The 23,595-nt window shown below is 60.9% G+C and carries 34 protein-coding genes and 1 tRNA gene; 29 read left to right on the forward strand and 6 right to left on the reverse strand.

Annotated elements, in window-relative coordinates:
* Positions 1-430: 430 nt before the first annotated feature.
* On the reverse strand, positions 431-1,048 hold the full coding sequence (locus tag IE224_RS11530; protein ID WP_191310538.1) for a helix-turn-helix domain-containing protein: 618 nt from the start codon (positions 1,046-1,048) through the stop codon (positions 431-433).
* 488 nt (positions 1,049-1,536) lie between these two features.
* Here IE224_RS11530 and IE224_RS11535 point away from each other — a divergent pair, with 488 nt between their 5' ends.
* From IE224_RS11535 to IE224_RS11665, 28 genes are all read left to right on the forward strand, one after another.
* Positions 1,537-1,947 carry a hypothetical protein gene (locus IE224_RS11535; protein ID WP_191310540.1) on the forward strand — a complete coding sequence of 137 codons (411 nt, stop codon included), beginning with the start codon at positions 1,537-1,539 and terminating at the stop codon, positions 1,945-1,947.
* Between the two features lie 142 nt (positions 1,948-2,089).
* On the forward strand, positions 2,090-2,425 hold the full coding sequence (locus IE224_RS11540) for a hypothetical protein (protein ID WP_191310542.1): 336 nt from the start codon (positions 2,090-2,092) through the stop codon (positions 2,423-2,425).
* Complete coding sequence (locus IE224_RS11545; RefSeq protein WP_191310544.1) at positions 2,422-2,943, forward strand: RuvC family protein; 522 nt, start codon at positions 2,422-2,424, stop codon at positions 2,941-2,943. The genes IE224_RS11540 and IE224_RS11545 overlap by 4 nt, the downstream gene beginning before the upstream one ends.
* Positions 2,944-3,003: 60 nt before the next feature.
* Positions 3,004-5,241: an AAA family ATPase gene (locus tag IE224_RS11550; RefSeq protein WP_191310545.1), complete on the forward strand. Its 2,238-nt coding sequence runs from the start codon at positions 3,004-3,006 to the stop codon at positions 5,239-5,241.
* The gene (locus tag IE224_RS11555) at positions 5,241-5,717 is read left to right on the forward strand and encodes a hypothetical protein (protein WP_191310547.1); all 477 of its coding nucleotides are present in this window, start codon (positions 5,241-5,243) and stop codon (positions 5,715-5,717) included. The genes IE224_RS11550 and IE224_RS11555 overlap by 1 nt, the downstream gene beginning before the upstream one ends.
* Before the next feature lie 19 nt (positions 5,718-5,736).
* Entirely contained in the window at positions 5,737-5,952 is a 216-nt protein-coding gene (locus IE224_RS11560) for a hypothetical protein (protein ID WP_191310548.1), read from the forward strand.
* Positions 5,949-6,158 (forward strand): hypothetical protein, encoded by a 210-nt coding sequence (locus tag IE224_RS11565; RefSeq protein ID WP_191310550.1) that lies wholly within the window; start codon positions 5,949-5,951, stop codon positions 6,156-6,158. Before IE224_RS11560 ends, IE224_RS11565 begins: the two co-directional genes overlap by 4 nt.
* Before the next feature lie 191 nt (positions 6,159-6,349).
* Positions 6,350-6,508 carry a hypothetical protein gene (locus IE224_RS11570; RefSeq protein ID WP_191310552.1) on the forward strand — a complete coding sequence of 53 codons (159 nt, stop codon included), beginning with the start codon at positions 6,350-6,352 and terminating at the stop codon, positions 6,506-6,508.
* A 133-nt stretch (positions 6,509-6,641) separates the two neighbouring features.
* Complete coding sequence (locus IE224_RS11575) at positions 6,642-6,848, forward strand: hypothetical protein (protein ID WP_191310554.1); 207 nt, start codon at positions 6,642-6,644, stop codon at positions 6,846-6,848.
* 4 nt (positions 6,849-6,852) lie between these two features.
* Positions 6,853-7,095: a hypothetical protein gene (locus IE224_RS11580; RefSeq protein ID WP_191310556.1), complete on the forward strand. Its 243-nt coding sequence runs from the start codon at positions 6,853-6,855 to the stop codon at positions 7,093-7,095.
* Positions 7,092-7,334: a hypothetical protein gene (locus tag IE224_RS11585; RefSeq protein ID WP_191310557.1), complete on the forward strand. Its 243-nt coding sequence runs from the start codon at positions 7,092-7,094 to the stop codon at positions 7,332-7,334. The genes IE224_RS11580 and IE224_RS11585 overlap by 4 nt, the downstream gene beginning before the upstream one ends.
* A complete protein-coding gene (locus IE224_RS11590; protein WP_191310559.1) occupies positions 7,331-7,582 on the forward strand; it encodes a hypothetical protein in 252 nt (83 codons plus the stop codon). The genes IE224_RS11585 and IE224_RS11590 overlap by 4 nt, the downstream gene beginning before the upstream one ends.
* Entirely contained in the window at positions 7,579-8,055 is a 477-nt protein-coding gene (locus IE224_RS11595) for a hypothetical protein (RefSeq protein ID WP_191310561.1), read from the forward strand. Before IE224_RS11590 ends, IE224_RS11595 begins: the two co-directional genes overlap by 4 nt.
* Positions 8,052-10,709: a DNA methyltransferase gene (locus tag IE224_RS11600; protein ID WP_191310563.1), complete on the forward strand. Its 2,658-nt coding sequence runs from the start codon at positions 8,052-8,054 to the stop codon at positions 10,707-10,709. Before IE224_RS11595 ends, IE224_RS11600 begins: the two co-directional genes overlap by 4 nt.
* On the forward strand, positions 10,706-10,978 hold the full coding sequence (locus IE224_RS11605) for a hypothetical protein (RefSeq protein WP_191310565.1): 273 nt from the start codon (positions 10,706-10,708) through the stop codon (positions 10,976-10,978). The genes IE224_RS11600 and IE224_RS11605 overlap by 4 nt, the downstream gene beginning before the upstream one ends.
* The gene (locus IE224_RS11610) at positions 10,971-11,663 is read left to right on the forward strand and encodes a hypothetical protein (protein WP_191310567.1); all 693 of its coding nucleotides are present in this window, start codon (positions 10,971-10,973) and stop codon (positions 11,661-11,663) included. The genes IE224_RS11605 and IE224_RS11610 overlap by 8 nt, the downstream gene beginning before the upstream one ends.
* Positions 11,656-11,949: a hypothetical protein gene (locus IE224_RS11615; protein WP_191310569.1), complete on the forward strand. Its 294-nt coding sequence runs from the start codon at positions 11,656-11,658 to the stop codon at positions 11,947-11,949. Before IE224_RS11610 ends, IE224_RS11615 begins: the two co-directional genes overlap by 8 nt.
* Positions 11,942-12,214: a hypothetical protein gene (locus IE224_RS11620; protein WP_191310571.1), complete on the forward strand. Its 273-nt coding sequence runs from the start codon at positions 11,942-11,944 to the stop codon at positions 12,212-12,214. The genes IE224_RS11615 and IE224_RS11620 overlap by 8 nt, the downstream gene beginning before the upstream one ends.
* On the forward strand, positions 12,211-12,513 hold the full coding sequence (locus IE224_RS11625; RefSeq protein ID WP_191310573.1) for a helix-turn-helix domain-containing protein: 303 nt from the start codon (positions 12,211-12,213) through the stop codon (positions 12,511-12,513). Before IE224_RS11620 ends, IE224_RS11625 begins: the two co-directional genes overlap by 4 nt.
* A complete protein-coding gene (locus tag IE224_RS11630; protein WP_191310575.1) occupies positions 12,510-12,815 on the forward strand; it encodes a hypothetical protein in 306 nt (101 codons plus the stop codon). The genes IE224_RS11625 and IE224_RS11630 overlap by 4 nt, the downstream gene beginning before the upstream one ends.
* Positions 12,816-13,107: 292 nt before the next feature.
* The gene (locus IE224_RS11635) at positions 13,108-14,235 is read left to right on the forward strand and encodes an ATP-dependent DNA helicase (protein WP_191310577.1); all 1,128 of its coding nucleotides are present in this window, start codon (positions 13,108-13,110) and stop codon (positions 14,233-14,235) included.
* Between the two features lie 232 nt (positions 14,236-14,467).
* Positions 14,468-15,082: a hypothetical protein gene (locus IE224_RS11640; RefSeq protein WP_191310579.1), complete on the forward strand. Its 615-nt coding sequence runs from the start codon at positions 14,468-14,470 to the stop codon at positions 15,080-15,082.
* Positions 15,063-15,263, forward strand: coding sequence for a hypothetical protein (locus IE224_RS11645; protein ID WP_191310581.1), 201 nt, complete (start codon positions 15,063-15,065; stop codon positions 15,261-15,263). The genes IE224_RS11640 and IE224_RS11645 overlap by 20 nt, the downstream gene beginning before the upstream one ends.
* Complete coding sequence (locus IE224_RS11650) at positions 15,260-15,511, forward strand: hypothetical protein (protein ID WP_191310582.1); 252 nt, start codon at positions 15,260-15,262, stop codon at positions 15,509-15,511. The genes IE224_RS11645 and IE224_RS11650 overlap by 4 nt, the downstream gene beginning before the upstream one ends.
* Before the next feature lie 2 nt (positions 15,512-15,513).
* The gene (locus IE224_RS11655) at positions 15,514-15,900 is read left to right on the forward strand and encodes a hypothetical protein (protein WP_191310584.1); all 387 of its coding nucleotides are present in this window, start codon (positions 15,514-15,516) and stop codon (positions 15,898-15,900) included.
* A 2-nt stretch (positions 15,901-15,902) separates the two neighbouring features.
* Positions 15,903-16,253 (forward strand): MerR family transcriptional regulator, encoded by a 351-nt coding sequence (locus IE224_RS21055; RefSeq protein WP_229849350.1) that lies wholly within the window; start codon positions 15,903-15,905, stop codon positions 16,251-16,253.
* Between the two features lie 47 nt (positions 16,254-16,300).
* On the forward strand, positions 16,301-17,179 hold the full coding sequence (locus IE224_RS11660; RefSeq protein ID WP_229849351.1) for a tyrosine-type recombinase/integrase: 879 nt from the start codon (positions 16,301-16,303) through the stop codon (positions 17,177-17,179).
* A 135-nt stretch (positions 17,180-17,314) separates the two neighbouring features.
* The gene (locus IE224_RS11665; RefSeq protein WP_191310588.1) at positions 17,315-19,384 is read left to right on the forward strand and encodes a hypothetical protein; all 2,070 of its coding nucleotides are present in this window, start codon (positions 17,315-17,317) and stop codon (positions 19,382-19,384) included.
* Between the two features lie 182 nt (positions 19,385-19,566).
* Here the strand turns inward: IE224_RS11665 and IE224_RS11670 are convergent.
* The 4 genes from IE224_RS11670 to IE224_RS11685 form a co-directional block, all read right to left on the reverse strand.
* A tRNA-Arg gene (locus tag IE224_RS11670) sits at positions 19,567-19,643 on the reverse strand.
* Between the two features lie 60 nt (positions 19,644-19,703).
* Positions 19,704-20,726, reverse strand: a complete 1,023-nt coding sequence (locus IE224_RS11675; protein WP_191310590.1) for a hypothetical protein — start codon at positions 20,724-20,726, stop codon at positions 19,704-19,706.
* 91 nt (positions 20,727-20,817) lie between these two features.
* Positions 20,818-21,726, reverse strand: a complete 909-nt coding sequence (gene rpoH / locus IE224_RS11680; protein WP_167622383.1) for an RNA polymerase sigma factor RpoH — start codon at positions 21,724-21,726, stop codon at positions 20,818-20,820.
* 144 nt (positions 21,727-21,870) lie between these two features.
* Positions 21,871-22,893, reverse strand: a complete 1,023-nt coding sequence (locus IE224_RS11685; protein ID WP_191310592.1) for an RluA family pseudouridine synthase — start codon at positions 22,891-22,893, stop codon at positions 21,871-21,873.
* Between IE224_RS11685 and IE224_RS11690 the strand changes: the two genes are divergently transcribed.
* Positions 22,892-23,197, forward strand: coding sequence for a DUF6476 family protein (locus tag IE224_RS11690; protein ID WP_191310594.1), 306 nt, complete (start codon positions 22,892-22,894; stop codon positions 23,195-23,197). The two genes, IE224_RS11685 and IE224_RS11690, sit on opposite strands and share 2 nt — an antisense overlap.
* On the opposite strand, the gene IE224_RS11695 is transcribed toward IE224_RS11690, so the two are convergent.
* Positions 23,188-23,436, reverse strand: coding sequence for an accessory factor UbiK family protein (locus IE224_RS11695; protein WP_167622380.1), 249 nt, complete (start codon positions 23,434-23,436; stop codon positions 23,188-23,190). The genes IE224_RS11690 and IE224_RS11695 overlap by 10 nt on opposite strands.
* Between the last annotated feature and the right edge of the window lie 159 nt (positions 23,437-23,595).

Genomic DNA, 23,595 nt, shown 5'->3' on the forward strand with positions numbered 1-23,595 from the left:
CGCTTTGGGGAAAGGTTCACATGGCTCAATTCTCAGTGGAAATTACGCGCCTATCCGGCTCAGTTCTGGGTGGAAATCAACATTCTGTCGTCATTAGGCATGGAAATCCTCGTCGTCGTTCGTTCAGACGCGGGGATTTTTAAGCCGCGCCGCCATAGGAAATAATCCTATCGGGACGGCTTGGCAATAGAAATGTGATTTAATCCTATTTTCGACCGCGCGTCGTTCGAGGATCGCAAGATCATCCAACGCGATAGTAACTCAACTGGAAGGTTCGCCTTTCCTGCGTGTACGCGCGTGCCCGGAGTCTAAAGAACACACGCGCGGAGTAGTTAAGATCTTCCTTAGAGGGTTGGGCAAGGATGTTTAAGGCAACAGGTTCGGAAGGGGTTGGCCCCTCATGGGCCAACCCCCTGCCACAAACCTCGTTTTAGAACATCCGCAGTTCCATGGTTACGATCCCGATGACATCCAGCTTTGCGCTCGACGGAGAGTCATCCTGGGAAGGTTCTTCGACGCGACCTTCCCCCTGTGTCGCCTTTACCTCGATTGGGAACTTGGTGATACCCGCGCCATCGTCGCTGTTTTGGTATACCACGATGTCGCCCTCGGCCGGTTCTGCCTTGCGGGCGATGATGATCGAGCCATCGTTGATACCGTACTGTTTCCAGTCATCACCCATGACCAGGAAAGCTTCCTGCAGTTCGGCCGGAAAGCGATCGTCGGCATGGATCGATATCGGCTGGTCCATATCCCTCTTCGCTATGCCCTTCGATGCAATGACACGCCGCGTCTCGATCATCTCATTGCCTGTTCCATCTGGCTTGAGGGCTTCGCCGGTCAGGTACCTGGGATCACATTCCAGGAACTCCGCAAGCTTTGGCAGGAGTTCGAACTTGAAGCTTTGCGACCCGTATCCGCCTTTTTCTCCGTTAAGGAAGTTATTCACGTAGGCGTCATTCATGCCGATGTGCAACGAAGCTTCCTTCTGGGTTTTGCCCGTTGCTTTGAGGCGCTCGCGAATGCGAGCGCGCATAGGATTTTTCATCCTTGATCCCCTGATTTGTCGTCGTTCGTCGTTCTGCCGTGGGGCCTGAAAGCCCTCTTTAGGTGTGGGTATATATACCTAGGTTAGGATTATTTCCAATATCTGCGTTGTGGGTGCTACGCGGACTCTTGCAAATAGGACTATTTCCTATTACACCGTCCGAATGCAGCACTTCTCTCCATCGCTACGTGACGAAGTTGTCGGCCGCTTGGATCGGCTGACGGCAGTGCTTTCTGACGCGGGAATGCCGCCGTCATTTCTTGGTAAGATTGTGAAAAACGACCCGAATTGGGTAGGTGATTATCGGAGCAATGACTTCCGTGTCGGAACCTACGACCGGGTTGTCTCACGCATGTCGGCCATTTGGCCTGACCACCTCCCGTGGCCCGATGACGTGCCGCGTCCTGAACCCGCCCAGATTGAACCGTCAGCCGCTGCAGACGCTGCGGAGAAGTTCAGACTGGCCCAGCCCAGCAGAGGATGATCCGATGGCCAAGCAGCTGAAGGATGCGCCCGACACCAGCTTCGATCCGAAGCAACTCAAAAAGTCTGTCGAGAACATCAACCGGGCAAAGGCGAAAGCCACCGAGATGAACGGCGAAGCCGGGGCGGCCACGAAGGCCGCCATCGACGAACACAACTTCGACAAGACGGCGCTGACCTTCACGTCGCGTCTGGCTCGCAAGGAGCCCTCGGAAGCCGCGGCGATCGCTGGCGCGTGCGTGGCCTATTTTCACGCGCTGGGATTCTTCGACACCTCGGACATGTTCCAGGACCACACCAAGGTCATGCGGAAGATCATTGCCGACATTGATGCCGGACAACCCGGCAAGGGCAGCAATGTGACCTCCCTCAACAAGATGATCGAAGGTGCGGCCGAAGGCGTGCCTGCCCACTGAGTTTCTCGCGCGCCCGGTCCTCCTCCTCCCTGACCGGGGCGTGAGTCGGCGAAGGTCCTCCCACGAACCCTTCGCCTCCCGCTGGAAGGACTTGGCAGCAGTCCTTCCAGCCCCCCATCAGACAGACCGAACGGAGACGATTATGGCGACGCAGGCGCGTGATGATCAGGACGATAACACCTCGTTCTTCCAGGTGACGATCCGCACAAGAAACAATGGCGAAGAGGGCGAGGCCGTTTTTGTCTTCGAGACGACCGAGCCGACGATTGACGACTTCATGGATGCATTGGTCGACGAAGACTTCATCCTCGGGACCAGATATGACACCCGCCCAGACGGCGACGGTGTGCGGCGGGTCCGTCAGTCCAATGACTGCATCCTCAGCAAGCAGCTCATCCTGCAGGTCACCTATCCCTCGTATGAACTGCGCTCCCAGTCCGGGGAGCTTCTGTTTTCGCCGGACGATCTGTCGAAATGACGGGCCGGCATCCAATACTCTTTCTCGACATCGCGACGACGACCGGGTGGTGCGAAGGCATACCCGGTGAGCGACCCGAGAGCGGCACGCTGCGGCTGTGCAAGAGCGGTGGCTTAGATGATGATGCCTTCGGCGGTCTTCTGCGCTGGCTAGGTGATCGTCTGACAGCAAAGCGCTATCTGCGCCTCGTTTTCGAGGCTCCGGTTGGTCCTGGCATGGACCGGGCGGGTGTTACCAACTGGAAAACCAAACGTCGGCTCATCGGGCTTTGCGCAGTTGCCGAGGCTGTGGCCAACGCGACCGCGCATCCTGTGTACGAAGCCAGCGCCGTGACGATCCGCAAGCATGTTCTCGGCAGCGGCCGACCAGAAGAGCCCAAGAAGGCTGTCATGGCCGCCATGAGGCTGAAGGGATTTGACCCCAAGGACGACAACGAGGCGGATGCGATCGCCGGGTGGATTTACGCCTGCTCCATCACCGAACGGCAATCGATGCCGCTTCTGCGCAACGCACGATGAGCGGGCCGGGCGCGCGATGCGCCCGGCTGACAGCCGACCGACGAACATCCGAGGCAGACCGTGTCTGGCGACAGTGACAAATTCAGCGAACACGCGGCCGCTGTAGCCCGTGAACTGCTGGGCGAAGAGAACAAGCACCTATCATCGCCGAAAGAGCTCCGCTTCGGAAAGCAGGGCTCGATCAGCGTCGACCTCGAGAAGGGGGTGTTTTTCGACCATCAGGAGAACGAAGGCGGCGGCGTTCTGTGGTTCATCGAGAAGCGGACCGGCACACCAATGGCTGGTGGTGCAGCGGTCCAGTGGCTTCGGGATCATGGATACTATGTCGAGGACGATCCTGCTCCGCCCCGCGGTGGGTCCGGCTCAGGCGCTCCTTCGAGCGGTTCACGCCTCGATCCCGCGGGAAACTGGTTGCCCAACCGCATCCCGGCAGAGGCGACTGACGCACGGCTAACCGCGACCTTCGACTACAAGGATCAGGACGGCAAGCTCAGGTATCAGGTCTGCCGCTATGACTGGTCTGTAGATCCTGCAGTCAATCCGAAAGGTCATGCCAAGACCTTCGTGCAGCGGCGTCCCGATGCCAGCAAGCAGAACGGCTGGAGCTATACCGTAAAGGGCATCGAGCCGCTGCCCTATCGTCTGCCCGAGCTGCTGGAAGATGTGGAAGCAGGGCGGCCGATCTTTGTGGTCGAGGGTGAGAAGAAGGTCGACATGCTGCGCGCCAATGGCGTGCCTGCAACGTGCAACCATGGCGGGGCAGGGAAATGGGCGGACGATCTTTCCGCCTATCTTGCTAACGCCGATCTTATCGTGCTGCCCGACAATGACGATGCCGGCCGCAGTCATGCCGATCTTGTGGGCCGGAAGCTGGAAGGTGTTGCCCAGCGTGTCCGCATCCTCGAGTTGCCGGGCCTGCCGGACAAAGGAGGCATCGACGACTGGCTTCCCGGGCACGATGTCGACGATCTCTATGATGCCGTCGATCGAGATGCCCGCCTCTTCGAGGCCGCACCTTTCAAATCGATGTTTGGCGCCGTCGGCTGGGGGCAGTTGGACGAGCCTGGTCCGTCCCATGAATGGTTGATCAAGGGCATCCTGACCCGCAACGAGATTTCCTTCCTGCTGGGCGAGAGCCAGAGCGGCAAGAGCTTCCTCTGCATCGACATGGCGCTGTCCATCGCTCGGGGCGTCGAATGGTTCGGCCGCCGCGTCCTGCGCGGCGGTGTCATCTACCAGGCAGGCGAGAGCGCGACGGGCGTAAGACGTAAGAGATTGCCCGCATACCGAAGACACCACGACTGTGCGCGCGAAGATGTCCCCTTCGTTCTGCTGCAGAACCCGGTCGATTTCTACAACAGCGACGACCAGGTCGAGGAATTCATTGCCGAATGCCAGCACTGGAAGAAGCGCCTATCTGCCCCGCTCGAGCTGATCGTCATCGACACCTTCAACAAGGCCACCCCAGGGGCTAACGAGAACGACGGCAAGGACATGGGTATGGTCTTGGCGCGTTGTGAGCGCGTGCGGAAGGCCACCGGCGCCCATGTCATGCTGGTCCACCATCTGAATGCCGGCGGCACAAAGGCGCGCGGGCACACCAGCCTCTTCGGGAACGTCGAGAACGTGGTCACCGTGCGCAAGGTTCTGGACAGCAGCGACAAGGAAGGCCGCCAGCTGCGCGAGTGGATTGTATCCAAGCAGAAGGATGGCGAGGACGGGGTCAGTGCCAAGTTCGTCCTGCCCTCGGTCGAGATCGGCCGGGATGAGGACGGCGACCCGGTGACGTCGTGCATCGTTGCCGCGCCCCAGAAATACGAGACCCAGCCGGACGATCCGTCCGGGGTCGCCTTGGGCGGCTTCAATGCCTTCCTGCTGCGCGCGATCTACGACGGGATCAAGGAGAAGGGCATACTGGCCCCGCTCGAATGCGGACTGTCGCGCGGCCATCATGCGATCGAGAAGCGCGACCTATGGGAGAAGATCAAGGCCGTCAGCCTGGATGATCCTGAGGACGTCAAAGAGGACGAGAGCGAGGAACAGGCCGCCGCGCGCCGCCAGAACAACCTGCGCCAGAACGTCAAGCGATCCCGCGACTTCCTTTACCAGAAGGGCATCATCGACACCAAGGATGACTGGACCTGGCTGACGGGCAAGAAGGTCAAGGGCTTCGAATTAGCGCCGGGCCTGGGCGACGACGCCAAACCGCGCGGCCGGTCTCGGAAGAAGGAGGACGACATGCCTCCGCCGGATGACACCCCCCGCGCGAATCTACCCTTCGATCCGGAGGATTTCTGATGTCTCGCGAAACGGATTGGACAACGAAGCGCGTCCGGGCTGTCCTTGTCGAGGCTGTGACCTGGGCCCGCCAATATGCAGGGCCGATTGGGCCGGCGGCTATTCGCGGATCGATGCCGGTCTACAAGCCGACGCTGGAAGACCACCTTGAGGAGGGATGGGGGCTGCCGGAGGTGGCAGGAGATGAGACTGAGGAAGAGAGGCCGATGCGGGTGCCGGTAGATCCTGCACGGGCAGACTTTCTCATGGCGGCCCTGTCGTGGCAGGCAGTCTACCTCGTGAATGCCGGTCATCCCGGCTTGGCCAAGACCCTCAGCTTGTGGCTGCACCATGCAACAGGGAAGCGGGGCGGCAAGGGCTTCGACACCATGCTGAAGCAACGCCGCATATCCCGGAGCCATGCCTATCGGATACGCGACCGGGCGCTGGGTCTAATCGCACAGGGTCTGATTGCGGACGGGGTGCGCGATGAATGACGCGCCAAAGAAGAAGGCCATGTCTCTGCCAGATCGGGCTTGGGGACTGCGCCACATCATCCAGAAATGGAACCAGCCGATCCAAGGATGTGGCGCGGCGGCGGTGTGGATCACCGAGGAAGAGATCGAATTCCTGAAGGACACGGTGAAGGTCCTGGACGCCTTCGCCTTCTATGCCGCGGACGATTTTGTCCGCCGTGAAGCCGAGAAGAAAAGGAAGGGGAAGGCACGATGAACCTGCGCGAGCAGCAGTATCTTACCGGCGCGAGCCACCTGGTGCGCGTTCTGTACCTTCGGGGGGGTCGGAGGGTTGTCGTTCTGGACCGCATCCGCCGTCGTCGGCAGGCAATCAAGAGCCTCCTTGATACAGGCATCGTGTCATTGATGTCGCCCCGCTGCGAAATGACCGTCGTATTAAACGAATGCAAAAATAGGGAATGATCCTAATTTAGCATTGACCGCAGCTATAAATAGGACTATTTCCTATCCAATGTAGTAGTTGCTTGGAGACGGACAATGGACACCGATCCCGACAGAACCCCCGACGTCGACCGCTGGTTTGCCGTTCGCGTGACGCTTGTCGTCATTGTCGTTCTGGCGATCCTTTTTGAGGTTGTCCTGTAATGAGGATCGTGGGTGACGTCTTTATCGCCGTCCTCATGGTCATCCTGCTGCTGATCGTCATCTACCTTGCGATCTTCAACTGGACCAATCTCGCCCGCGCCGGACGTCCAAAGGCCTGCGAAGCATACCGGTCAGAATGCACTGCCGTGATGCAGGGCCTGTTCTAAGCCTGAAAACCCAAAGCGCCGGAGCAGATCATCTGCCTGCGCGAAACCCCGACATCATTATCGCCAGACTGCCCCGGCCATTCCACGCGATGGTCTGCGTCTGTCTGCGCCGAACTGTCAGAGGAATACCCTTATGACGCGCCGACCCTTACCAGACCATGCATCTCCCTGGACTCCATGGTTCTGCGTCGCAGCCATCCTGATTGCAGCAACACTCGCCAGTTTTGCTATCGGTTGGCACTGGTTGATCCAGACCCTTTTGACCGTCTTCACCATCGTCGATTGCGCGATCTTCGGCCTGCTCTGGTCGATCCGCAAGGACGACGAACTGTTCCGGTGATGTCATGATCCCCCCGGTCGATATCACCCCCGATACCAGAGACATCAGCCAGCTTTGGCGCAGACTGACCGGCGATGAATGTGTTGCCGCCCGCGCTCACCTGCGCGGCGGCACCGTGGTTTGCGTCACGGTCGAGCGCGACCAGACGCTCGCCATGTGCCGCGCCGGTGCCATTGCAGCCCTGTCGGTCGAGGCTGTCCGCAGCATCGAAGAAGGCGACGATGTCAGAAGAGGGTGGGTCCATTGATGCGGCATCCATCTTCAAAACGTTCTTCCGGCTATCTGCCGCAAAGCCTTCAGACGAACGATGCGGCCCGGATATCTGTGACTGACATCCAGCGCGCCCGGTTCGAAGCAGATGCGGTGCTCATCCTTGAGCGCGTGCTGCACCGGACCCGGTGGAAAGCCCAGGACCGTGACGCGATCGCCGACCGCCTCGTCCAGATCGTCGAGCGCGAAATCCGGTTGGGGAGGGACAAGCCATGATCCAGCAGCTTTCCATCTTCGACATCCTGCACCCGCCCGCCATCCTGCCGCCCTACCGCTGCGGCTGGAAAAGGTGCGAATGTAACGTGGTCTTCTGGCAAGACGAGGCCGAGACGCCCAACCTGCATCCATTCCGCTTCTGGACATGCTGGCGCAACATCCGGCGCGCCACCGCATCCAAGATCAACCTCCCCCACGATGAAGGATGGAGGCCATGGGCTGTGGACCGCCAGGAGGCGCAGACATGATGCGCTTTGTCCTCCCCTATGACCCCGACACCGCGCCCATCATTGATCTGGTAGGCCTCGGTTTTCGCCCCGCTTGGCAGCCGGCCGATTTCATCGGTCCGCGCATGGACTGCCCGATGTGGCTGGTCGCGCCTGACGCGGACACGCCGATGAATGGCAAGGTCCCGTCCGCCAAGATGACGGGGTTGCCCATCAATCCCTACGGCATCGTAGCCGATCTGCCGTCGATCCTGCCGCGCCTGACTGCAGCAGAAATGGCTCAGGGCAATGTGCAAAAAATGCACATTGCTGGCCATTGGCACCCGATCCAGCCCAGGTGGCCCGACCCATGGACACCTGGCCCGGACTATCCGTGCCAATGCATCGAGGTGCCGCCGGCCAATCCGCAACCCGCACCGGTGTCGATTGAGGCAAGCAGTGCCCTGTTGCTGCTGACCGGCCTTGTCGCTCTCACCGCATGGAGGCGGTCATGACCGAACGGTCCTATGACGCCTTCCTGAAGGCCAAGGCCGCCATCGCCCCCAAGTTCGGCGGCCTTCAGGTGGACGAGCGTGACTTGAACCCGGCCCTGAAGCCGCACACCCGCCGGATGGTGCAGTGGGGCCTGAACGGCGGCAGAAGAGCTTGGTTCGCATCCTTCGGTTTGCACAAGACCGCGACGCAACTGGAGACGATGCGCGTCCTGACGGAGACAACGGGCAAGCCGACGCTGATCACCGCGCCTCTCGGGGTCCGGCGCGAATTCATCCGGGAGGCGCAGGAGCGGTTCAGGGGATCGTTCGCGATCGATCTGAAGTTCATCCGGGATACGGACCAGGTTGATGGGCCAGGTGTCTATCTGACGAACTATGAATCAGTGCGTGAGGGCAAGGTCCGGCCCGACCCCTTCATCGGCGTCAGCCTGGACGAGGCCGCGATCCTTCGCGGCTTCGGCGGCACCAAGACCTTCCGCGAGTTCATGGCGCTGTTCGCAGGCGACGACCGGCGCGACCAGTCGAACCGGATCAAGACCGATGGCGTCCCTTACCGCTTTGTCGCCACCGCCACGCCTAGCCCGAACGACTATATCGAGTTGCTGTCCTATGCCGGCTTCCTCGATGTGATGGATATCGGCCAGGCCAAGACCCGGTTCTTCAAGCGCAACAGCGAGAAGGCCGATCAGCTGACCCTGATGCAGCACAAGGAACGCGAGTTCTGGCTATGGGTCGCGTCATGGGCGCTGTTCGTCACCAAGCCCTCCGATCTGGACGCTGCATTCTCGGACGAGGGCTATGACCTGCCGCCGCTTGATATCCGCTGGCACGAACTGCCGGTGGATCATCTGGCGGGCGCCGGGCAAGAACGCAGCGGCCAGCAGCGCATGTTCCGGGATGCCACTGTCGACCTCTCGGCCGCCGCGCGCGAAAAACGCGACAGCCTGCAGGACCGGATCGCAAAGCTGCTGGAGTTGCGTGCCGAAAACCCGGCCGCGCACCGGATCATCTGGCACGATCTCGAAGCCGAGCGGCATGCGATCGAGAAGGCCATTCCGGCCTGTGCAACCGTCTACGGCAATCAGGACCTCGACGAGCGTGAGACGCTGATCAGCGACTTTGCCGACGGCGCGGTTCAGGAACTGGGCGCCAAGCCCGTGATGCTCGGGTCCGGTACCAACCTGCAGAAGCACTGCGCTTGGTCCGTCTTTCTCGGCATCGGGCACAAGTTCAACGACTTCATCCAAGCCGTCCACCGCACATGCCGCTTCGGCCAACAGGCCGAGAGCGTGCGGCTCGACCTGATCTACACGGAGGCTGAGCGGCCGATCCGTCAGAACCTCGAGCGCAAGTGGCGGCAACACAACGAGATGGTTCAGAAGATGATCGACATCATCAAGGAATACGGTCTCAGCGAGATCGCCATGCAGCAGGCGCTTGTCCGCGCCCTGGGCGTGGAGCGGGTCGAAGCATCGAGCCCGAGCTATCGGATCGTCCACAACGATTGCGTGGACGAGACGCGGCGCATGGATGAAAGATCGGTGCAGATGATCGTCACCTCGATCCCGTTCAGCACGCAATACGAATACAGCCCGAACTATGCGGACTTCGGCCACACCGACGACGATCCGCATTTCTGGCGGCAGATGGGCTTCCTGATACCCGAGCTGCTGCGCGTACTTGAGCCGGGCCGGATCGCCGCAATCCACGTCAAAGACCGGATCATCCCCGGCGGCATCAACGGCTTCGGGTTTCAGACCCTCTCGACCTTGCACATGGATTGCGTCCGCGAGTTCCAGCGCCATGGCTTCGCCTACCTCGGCATGAAGACCATCACGACCGATGTCGTGCGCGAGAACAACCAGACCTATCGCCTAGGCTGGTCGGAGCAATGCAAGGACGGCAGCCGCATGGGCTGCGGCGTACCGGAATACCTGCTGATCTTCCGCCGCCCGCCATCCGATCGCAGCAACGGCTATGCCGACCGGCCGGTGAAGAAGGCCAAGAAGGAATGGGATCCTGAAGGCAAGGACTGGCGGAACCCGGAGGGCTACAGCCGAGCCAGATGGCAGATCGACGCGCATGGCTACATGCGATCGAGCGGCGACCGTCCCCTTCTGCCGGGCGATCTGGACGGGCTGGATGCGGACCGGGTCTACAAAGTCTGGAAGGCGCACAACCTGTCCCAGGTCTATGACTTCGAGCATCACGTTCGGATCGGCGAGCATCTGGAAATGTCCGGCCGCCTGCCGCCGACCTTCATGCTTCTACCGCCCCACAACCTGCATCCTGATGTCTGGACCGATGTGGCGCGCATGCGGACCATCAATGCTGAGCAGGCGCGCAAGGGGCAGGAAATGCATCTCTGCCCGCTTCAGTTCGACATCGTGGACCGGGCAATCGCGCAGTACACCGAGCCGGGCGAGACGGTGTACGACCCCTTCGGCGGGCTGATGACGGTGCCGTTCCGGGCTGTGAAGCTTGGCCGGAAGGGCATCGGTGTCGAACTGAACAAGGGCTATTGGCTGGACGGGGTTAAGTACGTCGAAGCCGCGGCGCGCGATGTCGCGACGCCCAGCCTGTTCGACTTCCTGGAAGGCGACGCCACCGAAGAGAAGGCTGCTTCCGCAAAAAAGCGCCGGAGGTCCGCATGAGCGCCGAGCGGACCTCCGAGCAGCACCCGATCAGGGCTGCGGAACTGCATATGTTCCAAGGCATCGGCGCAGCAAGCGGGCGCTACGTCGCCCGCTTCCATCCCTACGACACCTATCCTCTGCTGTTCACCGGCGCATCGGCCGAGGCTGCCGAGGCAAAGGCAGAAGCCTTCAGGTCCGATGTCATTGCCCGGCACGAGGCCGCCTTTGCGGCTCGTGCGCAGGCCCGCCGGGCCCGTCTCGCAAAGAAGGAAGCTGCCAATGGCTGATCGGCCCATCCTGTTTGGCGGCCCGATGGTCCGCGCGATCCTCGACGGCCGCAAGACGCAGACGCGGCGGGTGATCAAGCCATACGATAGCGTCCTGCATCCTTTTCAGGGGGGTAAGCCTTCCCCTGATTTGGTGATGGTTCCGGTTCCTGCGCGCCTTGGCGGCATGATGCCTGGGCCAACCTTCCGCCTTCCTTATGCCCCCGGCGACCGCCTATGGGTGCGGGAAGCTTGGCGCACGCTGCACACCAATGACTGCCTTGCTCCCCGTCACCTTGCCGCCGATCCGTCCAAGGTGACGTTCGAGGCTGACCCGGAAAACCGCAATCCACTTTGGGCTTTCGGAAGGCTTCGCCCCAGCATGTTCATGCCCCGCTGGGCCAGCCGCCTGACGTTGATCGTGACCGATGTGCAGGTGCAGCGCCTGCATGAGATGACAAATCTCGATGCTCGAGCCGAAGGCGTTGTCCGCAATAATGTCGTTGATACCCGCGTGCCTCTGCCTCTCTGGAGCGTGCGCGGCACCGATGCTGGTGGCCCCCATCCCCATGATGCTTTTGCCGCCCTGTGGGACAGCCTGAACGCAGATCGAGGCTTCGGCTGGGACGCCAACCCGTGGGTGTGCGCCGTCACCTTCACCGTCAGAAAATCTAACATTGATCAATTGGAGACGGCCAATGGCTGACCGCATCAATACCGGCTGCATCGTCCAGGTGTGGTTCGAACCGGAAAGCGATCACAAGAGGGCGCCGTTCTCGATGATCGAGACCGAACTGCCCGACTTCGCGACCTTCTGCGAACTGGTCCATGCGGATCGTCTGATCGGCGGTGCGGTCCTGTGGACGCGACGCAGCAAGGATGGGGATCAGATCATCAAGGATCGCCAGCCCATCGCTTTCCGCGGTTCCGCCGTCCTGCGCTGCCAACTGCCGCGCTGGCGGTTCATTGAGGAGGGTCAGGAAGATGGCTGAGGTTCTTGGGCACTGCGAGTGCTGCAATGCTGCCATCCGCGAAGGTGATACATGCCATTACAGCGCCGATGGCTGCTGGATGTGCGAAGAGCATGCACCCTCGTTGAGCGACGCGATCCGCCAGCACCAGCAGATCATCGACGCAGAGCATTTCGATCCCGGTGATCTCGCCTATGACAGCCGCGACGAGATGGCACACAGCCTTCTGCTGATGAAGAAGGATTATCAGGAGCACGGCGATCGCAAGCTGCTGGTGACGGCATGAAGCCGCAGGCGATGTCGTTCATGACCGATGCGGACAAGCTTGCCGCTGATAACCTCAACCCAGCGCGCGGCACTGTTCGTCGGATTGCCCGCGAGGTCTGCGAGTACACGGATACGCGCTTGGAGGCAGTCATGGGCCGCGACCAAACCCCGGCCACTTGTCGGGTGCGCGAACTCGTCTGCTACATTGCTGAACGCTCAGGTCTAAGCCCGAACCAAATTAGCCGGGCTTTGGGCAAGGATGGCAGCACCGTTCGCCACGCCATCCAGAACGAGAAGAGGCGGAGGGGCGAAGCATGATCCCGACGCTGAAGATCGCAGAGGATCGGGGCATGGTCGTGCCGGCGGGGCGGAAGGTGCACAGCGACTACGTGCCCATTGACCGGGTGCGCCTCGCTTGCCGTGACCGCATGGCCGTCGGAGATGTGGAACGTGCCATGCAGCGCCGCATGGCGGCCGCGCCGGGCCAGCCTTGGCCTTGCCCCATTGGGCACTGGGACGGCGTGCAGTTCGTCATCGTCGATGGGCGTCATGAATATGTGGCCGCGCTCATGCTCGGTTACTCACACGTGCTGGTGGCATGGATTGGGGATCAGCGATGACGCCTCGCCTCACTTGTTCCATCCCCGCCTGCAAGCGGACCCGCCATAATCGAGAAGGCTTCTCCGACTGGATATGCGGGAAGCATTGGACCATGGCACCGAAAGAAATGCGGGCCACCTATAGCAAGGCGCGGCGGAATTATCGCAAGCGGTTTGGGGACAATGCTTACTGGCACTATCCAGCCGGAAGCGAAATGCGGCTGGCGGCTCTGGCCGCAAACAAGGCTCTATGGGAGGCATGGCGCCGGTGTCTTGATGATGTGACCGGACGCTGCATGGCCGGGGGTGAGCTATGACCAGCCTCTCTCCCCAGCAACGCGAAGCCGTCGATGCCGTTGCCGCTTGGCACCGCGGCTGCATGGCCTCAATCAACGGCAACCGCCGCATGTCGCAGCAGATCATGCGCGTCTTCGGCTATGCCGGTACAGGTAAGACGACCACGGCCCGTCGCTTTGCCGAGCAGGTCAACGGGAGCGTGGTCTATGCCGCCTATACCGGCAAGGCCGCCTTGATGATGCAGAAAAGCGGGTGCGTTGGCGCCTCCACGATCCACAGCCTTATCTATCGCGTGGAGGAGGATGATTACGGCCGCCACAGCTTCCGGCTCAACCGTGACAGCGATGCAAAAGAAGCCGACCTGATTGTCATCGATGAGTGCTCGATGGTCGACGAGGAGCTCGCGCGCGACCTTCTGTCGTTCCGGCGTCCTATCCTTGTGCTGGGCGATCCCGCCCAGCTAACACCGGTAAAGGGTGCGGGCTTCTTCACCTCGGCCGAGCCTGATGTGATGCTGACTGAAATCCACCGGCAGGCGGCCGACAATCCCATCATTCAGTTGGCCACGGCCGCGCGCGAGGGCAGGGCGATCGTGCCAGGGACCTATGGCCACAGCCGCGTCGTGCGGCGCGGCACCCTCTCAACTGAGGAGGTTGCCGGCGCCGACCAGGTGCTGGTGGGTCTGAACCGCACACGCACGTCCTTCAATAAGAGGATCAGGAATCACCTTGGCCGAGGCGATGCAGGACCGCTGCCGGAGGTGGACGACAAGCTCGTGTGCCTTCGCAACGACAAGGACAAGGGCATCCTGAACGGCGGGCTGTTCACCGTGCTCGATGCCCATCCAGCCGAAAGCCTGGTCGAGATGACCCTCACTTCGGAAGACTTCCCCGACCGCGACCCGGTAAGCGTCTCAGTCCGCCGAGAGTTCTTTATCGGGGGCGCCGAGGAATTGCCGCGGGACGAACTGCGCGGAACGCAGCAGTTCGATTATGGCTATGCCCTCACAACCCATAAGGCCCAGGGCAGCCAGTGGGGCGGGGTCATCGCCTACGACGAATCAAGCACCTTCAGAGCTGAGGCCAAGCGCTGGCTCTATACCGCGATCACCAGAGCGGCTGATCGCCTCACGCTCGTTGTCTAAAAAGCCAATAGGAAAAATTCCTAATTAGAATTGCATCCTCCGCGATATAGGACTATTTCCTATTCATGGGCGGTCAAGAGTTGCCCATTGATCGAACGAAGACAGCATGAGGGAAATCATGATCGGTATAGCCGACAGAGAATGGCGCGATCCGCGTCGGAGAAGACAGCCTCGGGCGGCCATAGTGGCCCCGATCGATCCGTCCGACTGTGATGTCAGAAGATGCCAAACCATGAAGCACACCCCGGAACACATTGCCGCCCGCGCTGCCTCCAAACGACTAAAGGCCCAGGAGCGTCGCGATCAGCCGTCCAACGGGACGACGTGGCGGGAACAGTTCAACGCGGGCCGCTGCCTCGCTCGTGCGGCCGAGGCGATGGGACAGACCATTTGGCGGGGAAAGAGATGGGCTGATGCAGCCGGCGTGAAGTGGCCGGACGGGCGCAGCCAGGACGAACATAAGGAGGCAGTCGGCTCCGCGAGAAGACGACGCTTCCAGGAAGACGATGCGTTCCGAGAGCGTGAGCTGGCGCGGATCGCCACGGTCAGACCATCCACCAGCCCAGTCTACAATCGACGTCTGAACATGACTGAGGATGAGCTGGCGCGCTACGACCTGGTGATGTCGAAGAGGTACACGGCCGATGAGGCCGCCTTGATCATCGGTCGCCCCGATCTCACCCGCCGGGCCATGTTGGCCCGGCGCGATCCCCAGAAACTCCTGGCCGATCTGATGGCTGCGGATGCTGCGTCTGCTCGGCCCCGCGTCAACGCTTATTTGCACTCTCCGCGCGGAGCACATGGTCACAGAAGAAGGGAGCATCAGGATGCCGATCAACATGGATGATTCGCGAAACCATAATGCGACGCCCGAGCTGGCCTTGGAGTTCATCGAGGTCGGCCAGAATGAAGATGGCGAACACGTCATCCTGTTGACGGGTACCTTCGAGGCCGTTCAGGCGGCAGGACGCCTGTACGGACGGCCTGTTCTTTTAGTCCTGGCCAAAGAGAAAGGTGGTGTCGCTTGAGTAACAACATGAAAGACGGCGGACCCGCGTTTCCTCTTGTCGGGCAAGTAGGGGTCGAACATTTTGCATGCGAACCTGGTATGGCCTTGCGCGACTGGTTCGCCGGGCAAGCCCTAACCGCGATCATTGCCAAGGTCCCTACCAAGGCCTTTAGGACCGATGCAACTCTTTACCGGCGAGTTGGCGTGGCAGCTTTTTACTATGCCGATGCCATGCTGGCCGCTCGAGGCGAACAGCATGGAGATTAATTATGACTAACAAGATCGACACGTCGCGCGATGCCGTAGCGATGCATCTACACCGCCTCGAAACAAGAGGCGGCGCGACTGACATTGCCGAGGCGTCTGAGATCATCCGCGCCCTTCTGGATGAACGTGACCGCGTCATAGCATTCGTATGGAAGGAAGCCGCCAAGGTCGCGGACGCCTATGCTGCCGAAAACCAGCAGATGGCCGCCGACAGTATCCATTTCGACCCGGTTCTAGGAGCAGTGCGCCAAGGCGACGTTCGGCGCTTGAGTGAGGCAGAAGAACAAAAGTCAGACGATATGCAGATGGACGGGTTGGTCCATAGCAGCATGTTCCGCGCCGCCAAGAACATTGCCGCCGCCCTGCGAGCCAGAGGCGAAAGAGGCTAACGATGCCCCAGCCCATGCTTCTGACCATCAAGCAGGCGGCCACCCGCCTGGGGGTGCCGGAATACAGCCTGCGCAAGGTCGCCGACGATCATGGCATGACAATCCGCATCGGACGCGCTGTAAGACTGCACCCTGACGACCTATCGGAGATTATCAGCCTATGCCGCGGCGAGCGAAAGGACCGCGCCTCCACTGGCGCGTCAGGACAGATGGACCGTCAGTCTGGGAAATCAGGGACGGCAACACCCGACTATCGACCGGCACAGACTGCCGCCGCGATGCTGAAGCGCAGCTCGCGCGCTACCTTGAACGCAAACATCGCCCAAGTGGTCCCTCTCGGCCGGAAGACCTAGACGTCGGAATTTGCCTGACGATCTATGCTGAAGAGCATGCAGTCAATGTGGCCGATCCCAAAAGGATCGGCTTTGCTATCGCTGTTCTGGATCGCTTCTGGAAGGACATGAACGTTGCGGACGTGAAGGGGGAGACCTGCCGGCGCTATGCCAAGAGCCGTGTCTCGAAGTTCGGCAAGCCAATCTCCGCTGGAACGATTCGGCGCGAACTGAACGTCCTGCAGGCCGCGATCAATTACTGCCACGGTGAGGGCTACCTGATCCACGCGCCGAAGGTGACCTTGCCAGCCAAGCCTCCGAGCCGTGAGCGATGGCTGACACGCCAAGAGGCTGCATGGCTGCTACGCGCGGCCCGGTCCCTGAACAGGGATGGAAGGCACTTGGCCGACTTCATCCTGCACGGCCTCTATACCGGCAGCCGCAAGGAGACGATCCTGGCCATGCACATCGACCAGCTGAGCCCGGTCGGGGGCTATGTCGATACGAAGCACGGCATCCTCTACCGACGCCCGCAGGATAAGGTTGAGACGAAGAAGCGGCAGCGGCCTGCCCGTCTACCCAGCCGCTATCTAGCCTATCTGCGTCGACAGGCCGCAAACGGCCGTCTCTATGTCGTCGAACGGAACATCGAGCGGGAGGGCCAGATGCGCCGTGAGATGGTCGGCGATGTACGCAAGGCATGGGCTCACGCAATTATCCTGGCGCCGCAACTGGCGGCCAAGAAGGGGATCAAGATTGACCTGTCAGGCGTGACGCCGCATGTCCTCAAGCATACCGCCATCACTTGGGCGATGCAGCGCGGGGCGACAATCTGGGACGCCGCAGGTTACTTCTCGACCAGCGCGGAGACGATCGAGAAGGTATATGGGCATCACAGCCCGAATCACCAACGATCGGCGGTAGAGGCTATGAATGCACGTGCCTGAAAAACAGAGGGCGCCTGGATGTTAGAAAAGAACGTTTTACGCACTACGCATTTAAAGAATCATTGATACCTCGACGAGAATCCCAGAGCATAGATAGTCTGCAAGGCATCTTTATTTAGTATCGCTGTGGTGTTCATGATGTCGTTCCTGGATAAATCTCCGGTTAAAGTTTCGTGGGATAAGGTTAGCCAAGCAGCGATGGCTGCTGACGCAGCTTACAGCATATATCCTGCCATCGATGGGTCAGGCTGGAAACCAGTCAATCTACGAACAATCGATGCAGGATCAATTCCAAAGAAGAACATCACTTTTGACGGCTTCACGTTCTTGACTAACGACGGACGTGGTGCGGCAGTGCTGTTGCAGAAAGGTAAAGGTGACGCCAAGGAGTACATGTTATCCTTTCGAGGTACTGATAATATCGACGATCTCAGTGACCTAGGTAAGAACGAGATTGTAAGTTATTTTCGAACCGCAACCGGTTCTTATATGAAAGACTTCAAGCGGCTTCTTTCGGCCGTTGATGATCATATTGGGAGCCGGCCGGGCGACCTGACAGTTACCGGTCATAGCTTAGGAGGATGGATTACCAACAAGTTAAAGTCCGACATACTGAAATTTGACGGCGATCCAAAGATTTGGAAAAACGCGGACTACATAGCCTTCGAGTCTCCACTTCTTCGGAAAAACGTCTTTAACTTTGGTTTTCAGAACGACCCGATCTACAAAGCTCTCTCTCCGAGATCGACCGGAGTAGGTACAGACCGGGTGTGGGTGGACACTGAAGATGGAGATCTTCCCACTCATGATCTGGGGGCTGTGCGTCAGGCGATTGACCGGCTTGAAGCAGCTACCCTCGCGGAGCTCGTCAGCTTCGGAGACAACGTCTTTATTAGGACACTATCGGCAAAAGGCCCTACGGTTGCTTCTGACTTCGGCTTCGGCATAACTGGCCGCAACTACGACGACGACCGGAATAGCTTCTATGTGGGGTCGACGAAGAATGATGTCTTCAGGCTCAACCTTCATAGCGAGGCAACAAACTATGTCAGCCTCGGCCAAGGTGAGGATCGCCTCTTTTCAGTTCTAGATACGACCGACGTTGTCGTCGGGAAAGAACATGCAGACGTTATATGGGCAGGCGGCGGCGATGACATTATCTCCGGCGACGGCAACATTCGTAACTATGAGCATGTGCTCAGAGATGTATGGGTTGTCGGACATCAGCTTACATCAGCTCTTTATGCTGACTGGTATAAGGTTTCGGCATCCGGGAGTTATTCGACGTATGGCGCTATCAGAGCGGCTGGCTTCTATGACGGAAAGCTACGGGCTGACCGGCGACCCACTGACGGTGCGAATGACCAACTATATGGGGAAGCTGGCAATGACATCCTCTTCGCTGGGGATGGAGACGACCGTTTGGATGGGGGCGCCGGAAGCGATCTTTTGCTGGGGGGCAATGGGCGAGATAAGCTATATGGAGGCACTCACAACGATGTTCTAAATGGAGGCTCTGGAGCAGACTTAATGGTGGGTGGGACTGGTCGGGATCTTTACTTGGCAGATCCTTCAGATACATTACGCGAGAGTAAAGATGGTGGTTTGGATGTTGTAGTCGCACTGCGTAATGGCACTTACAATCTTAATAATGTCGAAGCCTTTATGTTAGCTGACCAATCAACGACAGCACGTGTGGTGGTTAACGAATTGGATCATAGTCCGGCTGGAAATGCCATGTTCTATGTTGGCATGGGACAAAAGGGCTCATCCATCACGGTTGAAAATAACAATCCTAATGCGATAGAGTTCTTTCTGGACTCCCACAGCAACTCAGGTAGCGACGAATTTATATTTACTGATCCCTTTGTGGAGGGGTCTGAAATAAACGTAGCATATGCAAGAGGTTCTACTATCGACTTATCCTCGCATGGCATTAAAGATCTAAGGGATAAAACACTAGATTTCACCAGAAGCTTCAATATAGCTGACGGTCTTTACTTCGTATCCGGCGATACCGATTTGAAATATATGACCAAAGACAAGAAAGTATATACATCAAACGTTTCTAGCTACGATTATTCAGTAAGAAACTTAGTAGACGATGATTTTGACTATTTGGGCACAATTGTTCAGGCTAAGGGCAATTTCCTGCACACCTTTGTCGGGGTAGTAGGCGGCTCTTTAGTCGAGTGGGAGTTTTAGTCCACCCTGCAGCTTTTGTGCATCTGTAACGCTTGAGAATGATCCGAGAAGCACTCCTGCCAAGTCGCTCCCGGCGCGCACCTACACGGCAGCCAGAAGGCTGAGGATGCCTCATTCCGCGCCATATCGGGACCAAAGGCCGAAAAGCCCTTAAAGAAGCGTGACTATCTCATTGAAAACGATGGTGCACCCGAAGGGATTCGAACCCCTGGCCTCTGCCTTCGGAGGGCAGCGCTCTATCCAGCTGAGCTACGGGTGCCTGCGGCGTGAATAGCCGCAGTCATGGCAGGGTGCAACGGCGAAAACGACGGCGGCACTGTCAGCCCGCGCAAATCTGCTGCAGCGCCAGCCATTGTTCGTCGGTCAGCAGCGGCCGGGCCGGGGGCGTGGTGCGGAAGGCATCACCCTCGATCAGCGGCAGGACGGTCTGGCCGGTGGGGTCGAGGGTGCGGGCATAGGGCTCGGCCGGGATGCCGCGCTCCGCCAGCGCGGCGAGAAGGTCGGCATCGGATGGACGGGGGGCGGGGTTCATCAGCATCGCGGCCCCGAAGCCCTGCATCGCGGTCTGCGGCAGGTGGCCCAGCGTCATCAACCGGATCGAGGCCAGAAGCCCCGCGTGCTGCACCGCCGCCTGCCGCAGGGCGTCGTCGGTGGTGGCAAGCCGGGCCGCGACAAGATGTGCCGCGGCGGCCTCGGGGCCGGGCGCGGTTTGCAACAGGTCGCTGCCGATCACGTAGATCTCTCCGGGCAGGCGGCGCGCGCCTCCCAGGGGACCGGGCACCACCCGGACCGCCGCGTCCGGTCCCAGCAGTCGCGGCGCCAGCCAGTTCAGCACGGCCTGGCCGGATTCGCGGTGGCAGACCGCCCCCGATCCACGTTCCAGGTCGGTCAGGATAGCCTGGCCAATGTCGCGGGCCTGGGCGGGCGGCGCGATCCGGGCGGCATGGCCGATCAGCGCGCCGGGCAGCCAGAAGACCAGCCAGCCGAGAGCCGCAAGGATCGCCAGCACCAGAAGTCCGTTGCGCAGCCGCCCCGTATGGGCGCGGTGACTGGCGACGGCGCCCTGGACGCGAGCGATCGCCTCGATCATCAAGGGATCGTCTATGGTGACGGTTTCGTCCTCGCCCGTCGTGGTCGGGGCATAGATGGCCGGTGTGACACCGGGGTTCAGCTGGACCACCGCCGGCAGCGACCAGTGCGACAACGGCCGGTCGGTCCTGGGGTCCGACAGGACCAGCGTGGCGTCCCCCACCGACACGATGACCTCGCGCAAGGGCGCATCGGGCGCGGCGCGCCACGAGCCCTGAGCCTCGAGCCGTTGAAAGTCCGTGAGCGCGGTCATGTTTTCTGATCTGCCAGCCTGCCTTCGGACCATAGCGTCAAGCCCCGGCAGGTCAATCGCGACCGCCGGAAGAAGGCATGGCGTGCGTTGCCTATAGTGCGGTTTCGGGCACCCTCATGCCCTTGTCGCGCGCCAGCACGCGCATCCGGTCCTGCAGCTTTTCAAAGGCCCGGACCTCGATCTGGCGGATGCGTTCGCGCGACACCTCGTAGCGGGCGGACAGATCTTCAAGCGTCAGTGGGTCGTCGCGCAGCCGGCGTTCGATCAGGATATCCTTTTCCCGCTCGTTCAACACGTCCATCGCTTGCATCAGCATCTGCCGGCGGGTGTCCAGTTCCTCGGATTCGGCAAAGGCTTCGGCCTGGTTGGCGTCCTCGTCCTCCAGCCAGTCTTGCCACTGCGACGCAGAATCGCCCTCGCCACTGCCGACCGTCGCGTTCAGCGATGCGTCGCCGCCTGACAGGCGGCGGTTCATGTCGATGACTTCCTGTTCCGTCACGTTCAGGTCGTTGGCAATCTGGGCGACGTTTTCGGGCCGCAGGTCGCCTTCCTCAAGCGCGCCGATGCGGGACTTGGCCTTGCGGAGGTTGAAGAACAGCTTCTTCTGCGCGCTTGTGGTGCCCATCTTCACCAGCGACCATGACCGCAGGATATATTCCTGGATCGAGGCGCGGATCCACCACATGGCATAGGTCGCAAGGCGGAAGCCGCGTTCGGGATCGAACCGCTTGACCGCCTGCATCAAGCCGACGTTGGCTTCGGAAATGACCTCGGCCTGCGGAAGGCCATAGCCGCGATAGCCCATGGCGATCTTGGCCGCCAGGCGCAGGTGCGACGTGACCAGCCTGTGCGCGGCCTCGCTGTCCTGGTGGTCCGCCCAGGCCTTGGCCAGCATGTATTCCTCTTCCGGCTGCAGAAGAGGAAACTTGCGGATTTCCTGCAGATAGCGATTGAGGCCCTGTTCAGGGCTGGGGGCGGGAAGATTTCCGTAATTCGCCATGATGTCGGGCCTTTCGCAGAGTCCGGGGAACGCCGCCTGCAACTGCAGGGTTCCGGCCTGGTGGCACGGCTCCGGACGGCATGGTTTAGCAACAGTGTGTAATAAAAAACTTAACGGGCCAGCCGGTCGGGGTTCACGTTTCCGTCAGACGACCTCTCGAAGCTGGTCGAGCAGCGCTTGGATGTCCGCGGGCAGGGGGCTGTCGAAGGCCAGGGGCAACCCCGTTACCGGATGGTCGAACCCCAGATGCGCCGCGTGCAGTGCCTGCCGGGGAAAGGTTGCCACAGCCTCGGCCACGGGCCCAAGCACCTTGACGGATGCCTTGCGCGCCCCGCCATAGACCGGATCGCCGATCAGCCCCAGTCCGGCATGGGCCATGTGGACGCGGATCTGGTGGGTGCGTCCCGTTTCCAGCCGGCATTCGACCAGCATGGCGACGGGCGGCGTGCCAAAGCGTTCCAGCATGCGCGCGCGGGTGACGGCATGGCGGCCCTTGTCGAAATAGACCGCCTGCCGCTGCCGGTCGGTGGCGTGACGGGCCAGGCGGGATGTGATCTTCAGCATCCCGCCCTCTTCGAAGGTGACGCCGGGCGTGCCGCGCAGCCGCGCATCGGCCCCGTCGATCACGCCGTGCGCCAGGGCGAGATAACGCCGCTGGGCGCTGTGCGCCTCGAACTGGGCGGCAAGGCCATGATGGGCGCGATCCGACTTCGCCACGACCAGCAGGCCCGACGTGTCCTTGTCGATGCGATGCACGATGCCCGGCCGCTTTTCCCCGCCGATGCCCGAAAGGGTATGGCCGCAATGGGCCAGAAGCGCATTGACCAGCGTCCCGCGCGGAGAGCCGGGGGCAGGGTGGACGACCATCCCGGCAGGCTTGTCGATGACGATCAGATCCTCATCCTCGAAGGCGATGGACAGGGGGATCGCCTCGGGGCGGGTGTCGACTGGCTCGGGATCGGGGATCGCGATGCTGTAGTCCTGCCCCTCGGCCACGCGGGCCTTGCCGTCGCGCACGATGCCGTCGGGGCCGCTGACGGCGCCGTCGGCGATCAGCCGCGACAGGCGCGACCGCGACAGGCCCGCTTCCTCTGGCACCGCCAGGGCAAGCGCCTTATCAAGCCGGTCAGGCGGGTTGGCCGGGATGGTGACAACAAGGTTCGACATGGGCACGGATGATAGCGACTGGAAAACGGCGGCGAAAGCGGTGCCGGAACTGCGGCTGCTGCGGTGGCTGGTGACGGGCCTGGCCCTGGTGATGGGCCTGGGGATGATTGCCGTGGTGGCCCTGCTGTGGATGCGGCTAGGCCAGCCGATGCTGCCCGACCTGCCCAAGGCAATCGTCCTGCCGGATGGCGCCGCACCCGAGGCCGTGACCTTCGCCCGCGACTGGATCGTCGTCGTCACCGACGCGGGCGAGGTGCTGCTTTACGACCGGGCAGGCGCGCTGCGCGACACGCTTCAGCCCTGACGGCCCGCCTGCATCGCGTCCAGCCGGGACTTCAGCTCGGCATTCTCGGTGCGGGCCTTGATCGCCATCTCGCGCACGGCCTCGAACTCCTCGCGGGTCACGAAGTCGCGATCAGCCAGCCAGCGGTCGATCCAGCCCTTCATGGCGTTCTCTGCCTCGGACCGGGCGCCGTGCGCCACGCCCATGGCATTGGTCATCAGCTTCGAGATGTCGTCAAAGAACTTGTTCTGCGTGGTCATTTGGCCTTTGCCCCCGATACGTGGTTGCCCGCCTATATGGGCCGCGCGGCGGCCGGGTTCAATGCGCGCCATGCCGCAAGCGCAGGATTGGCGGCCGGACTGTCGTGTTGACACCGCCCGCGCGCCGACTAGCGTGCGCCGCGCATAACCCGAGGCCCC

This window comes from Paracoccus aerius (assembly GCF_014656455.1).
Classification (GTDB): Bacteria; Pseudomonadota; Alphaproteobacteria; order Rhodobacterales; family Rhodobacteraceae; genus Paracoccus; species Paracoccus aerius.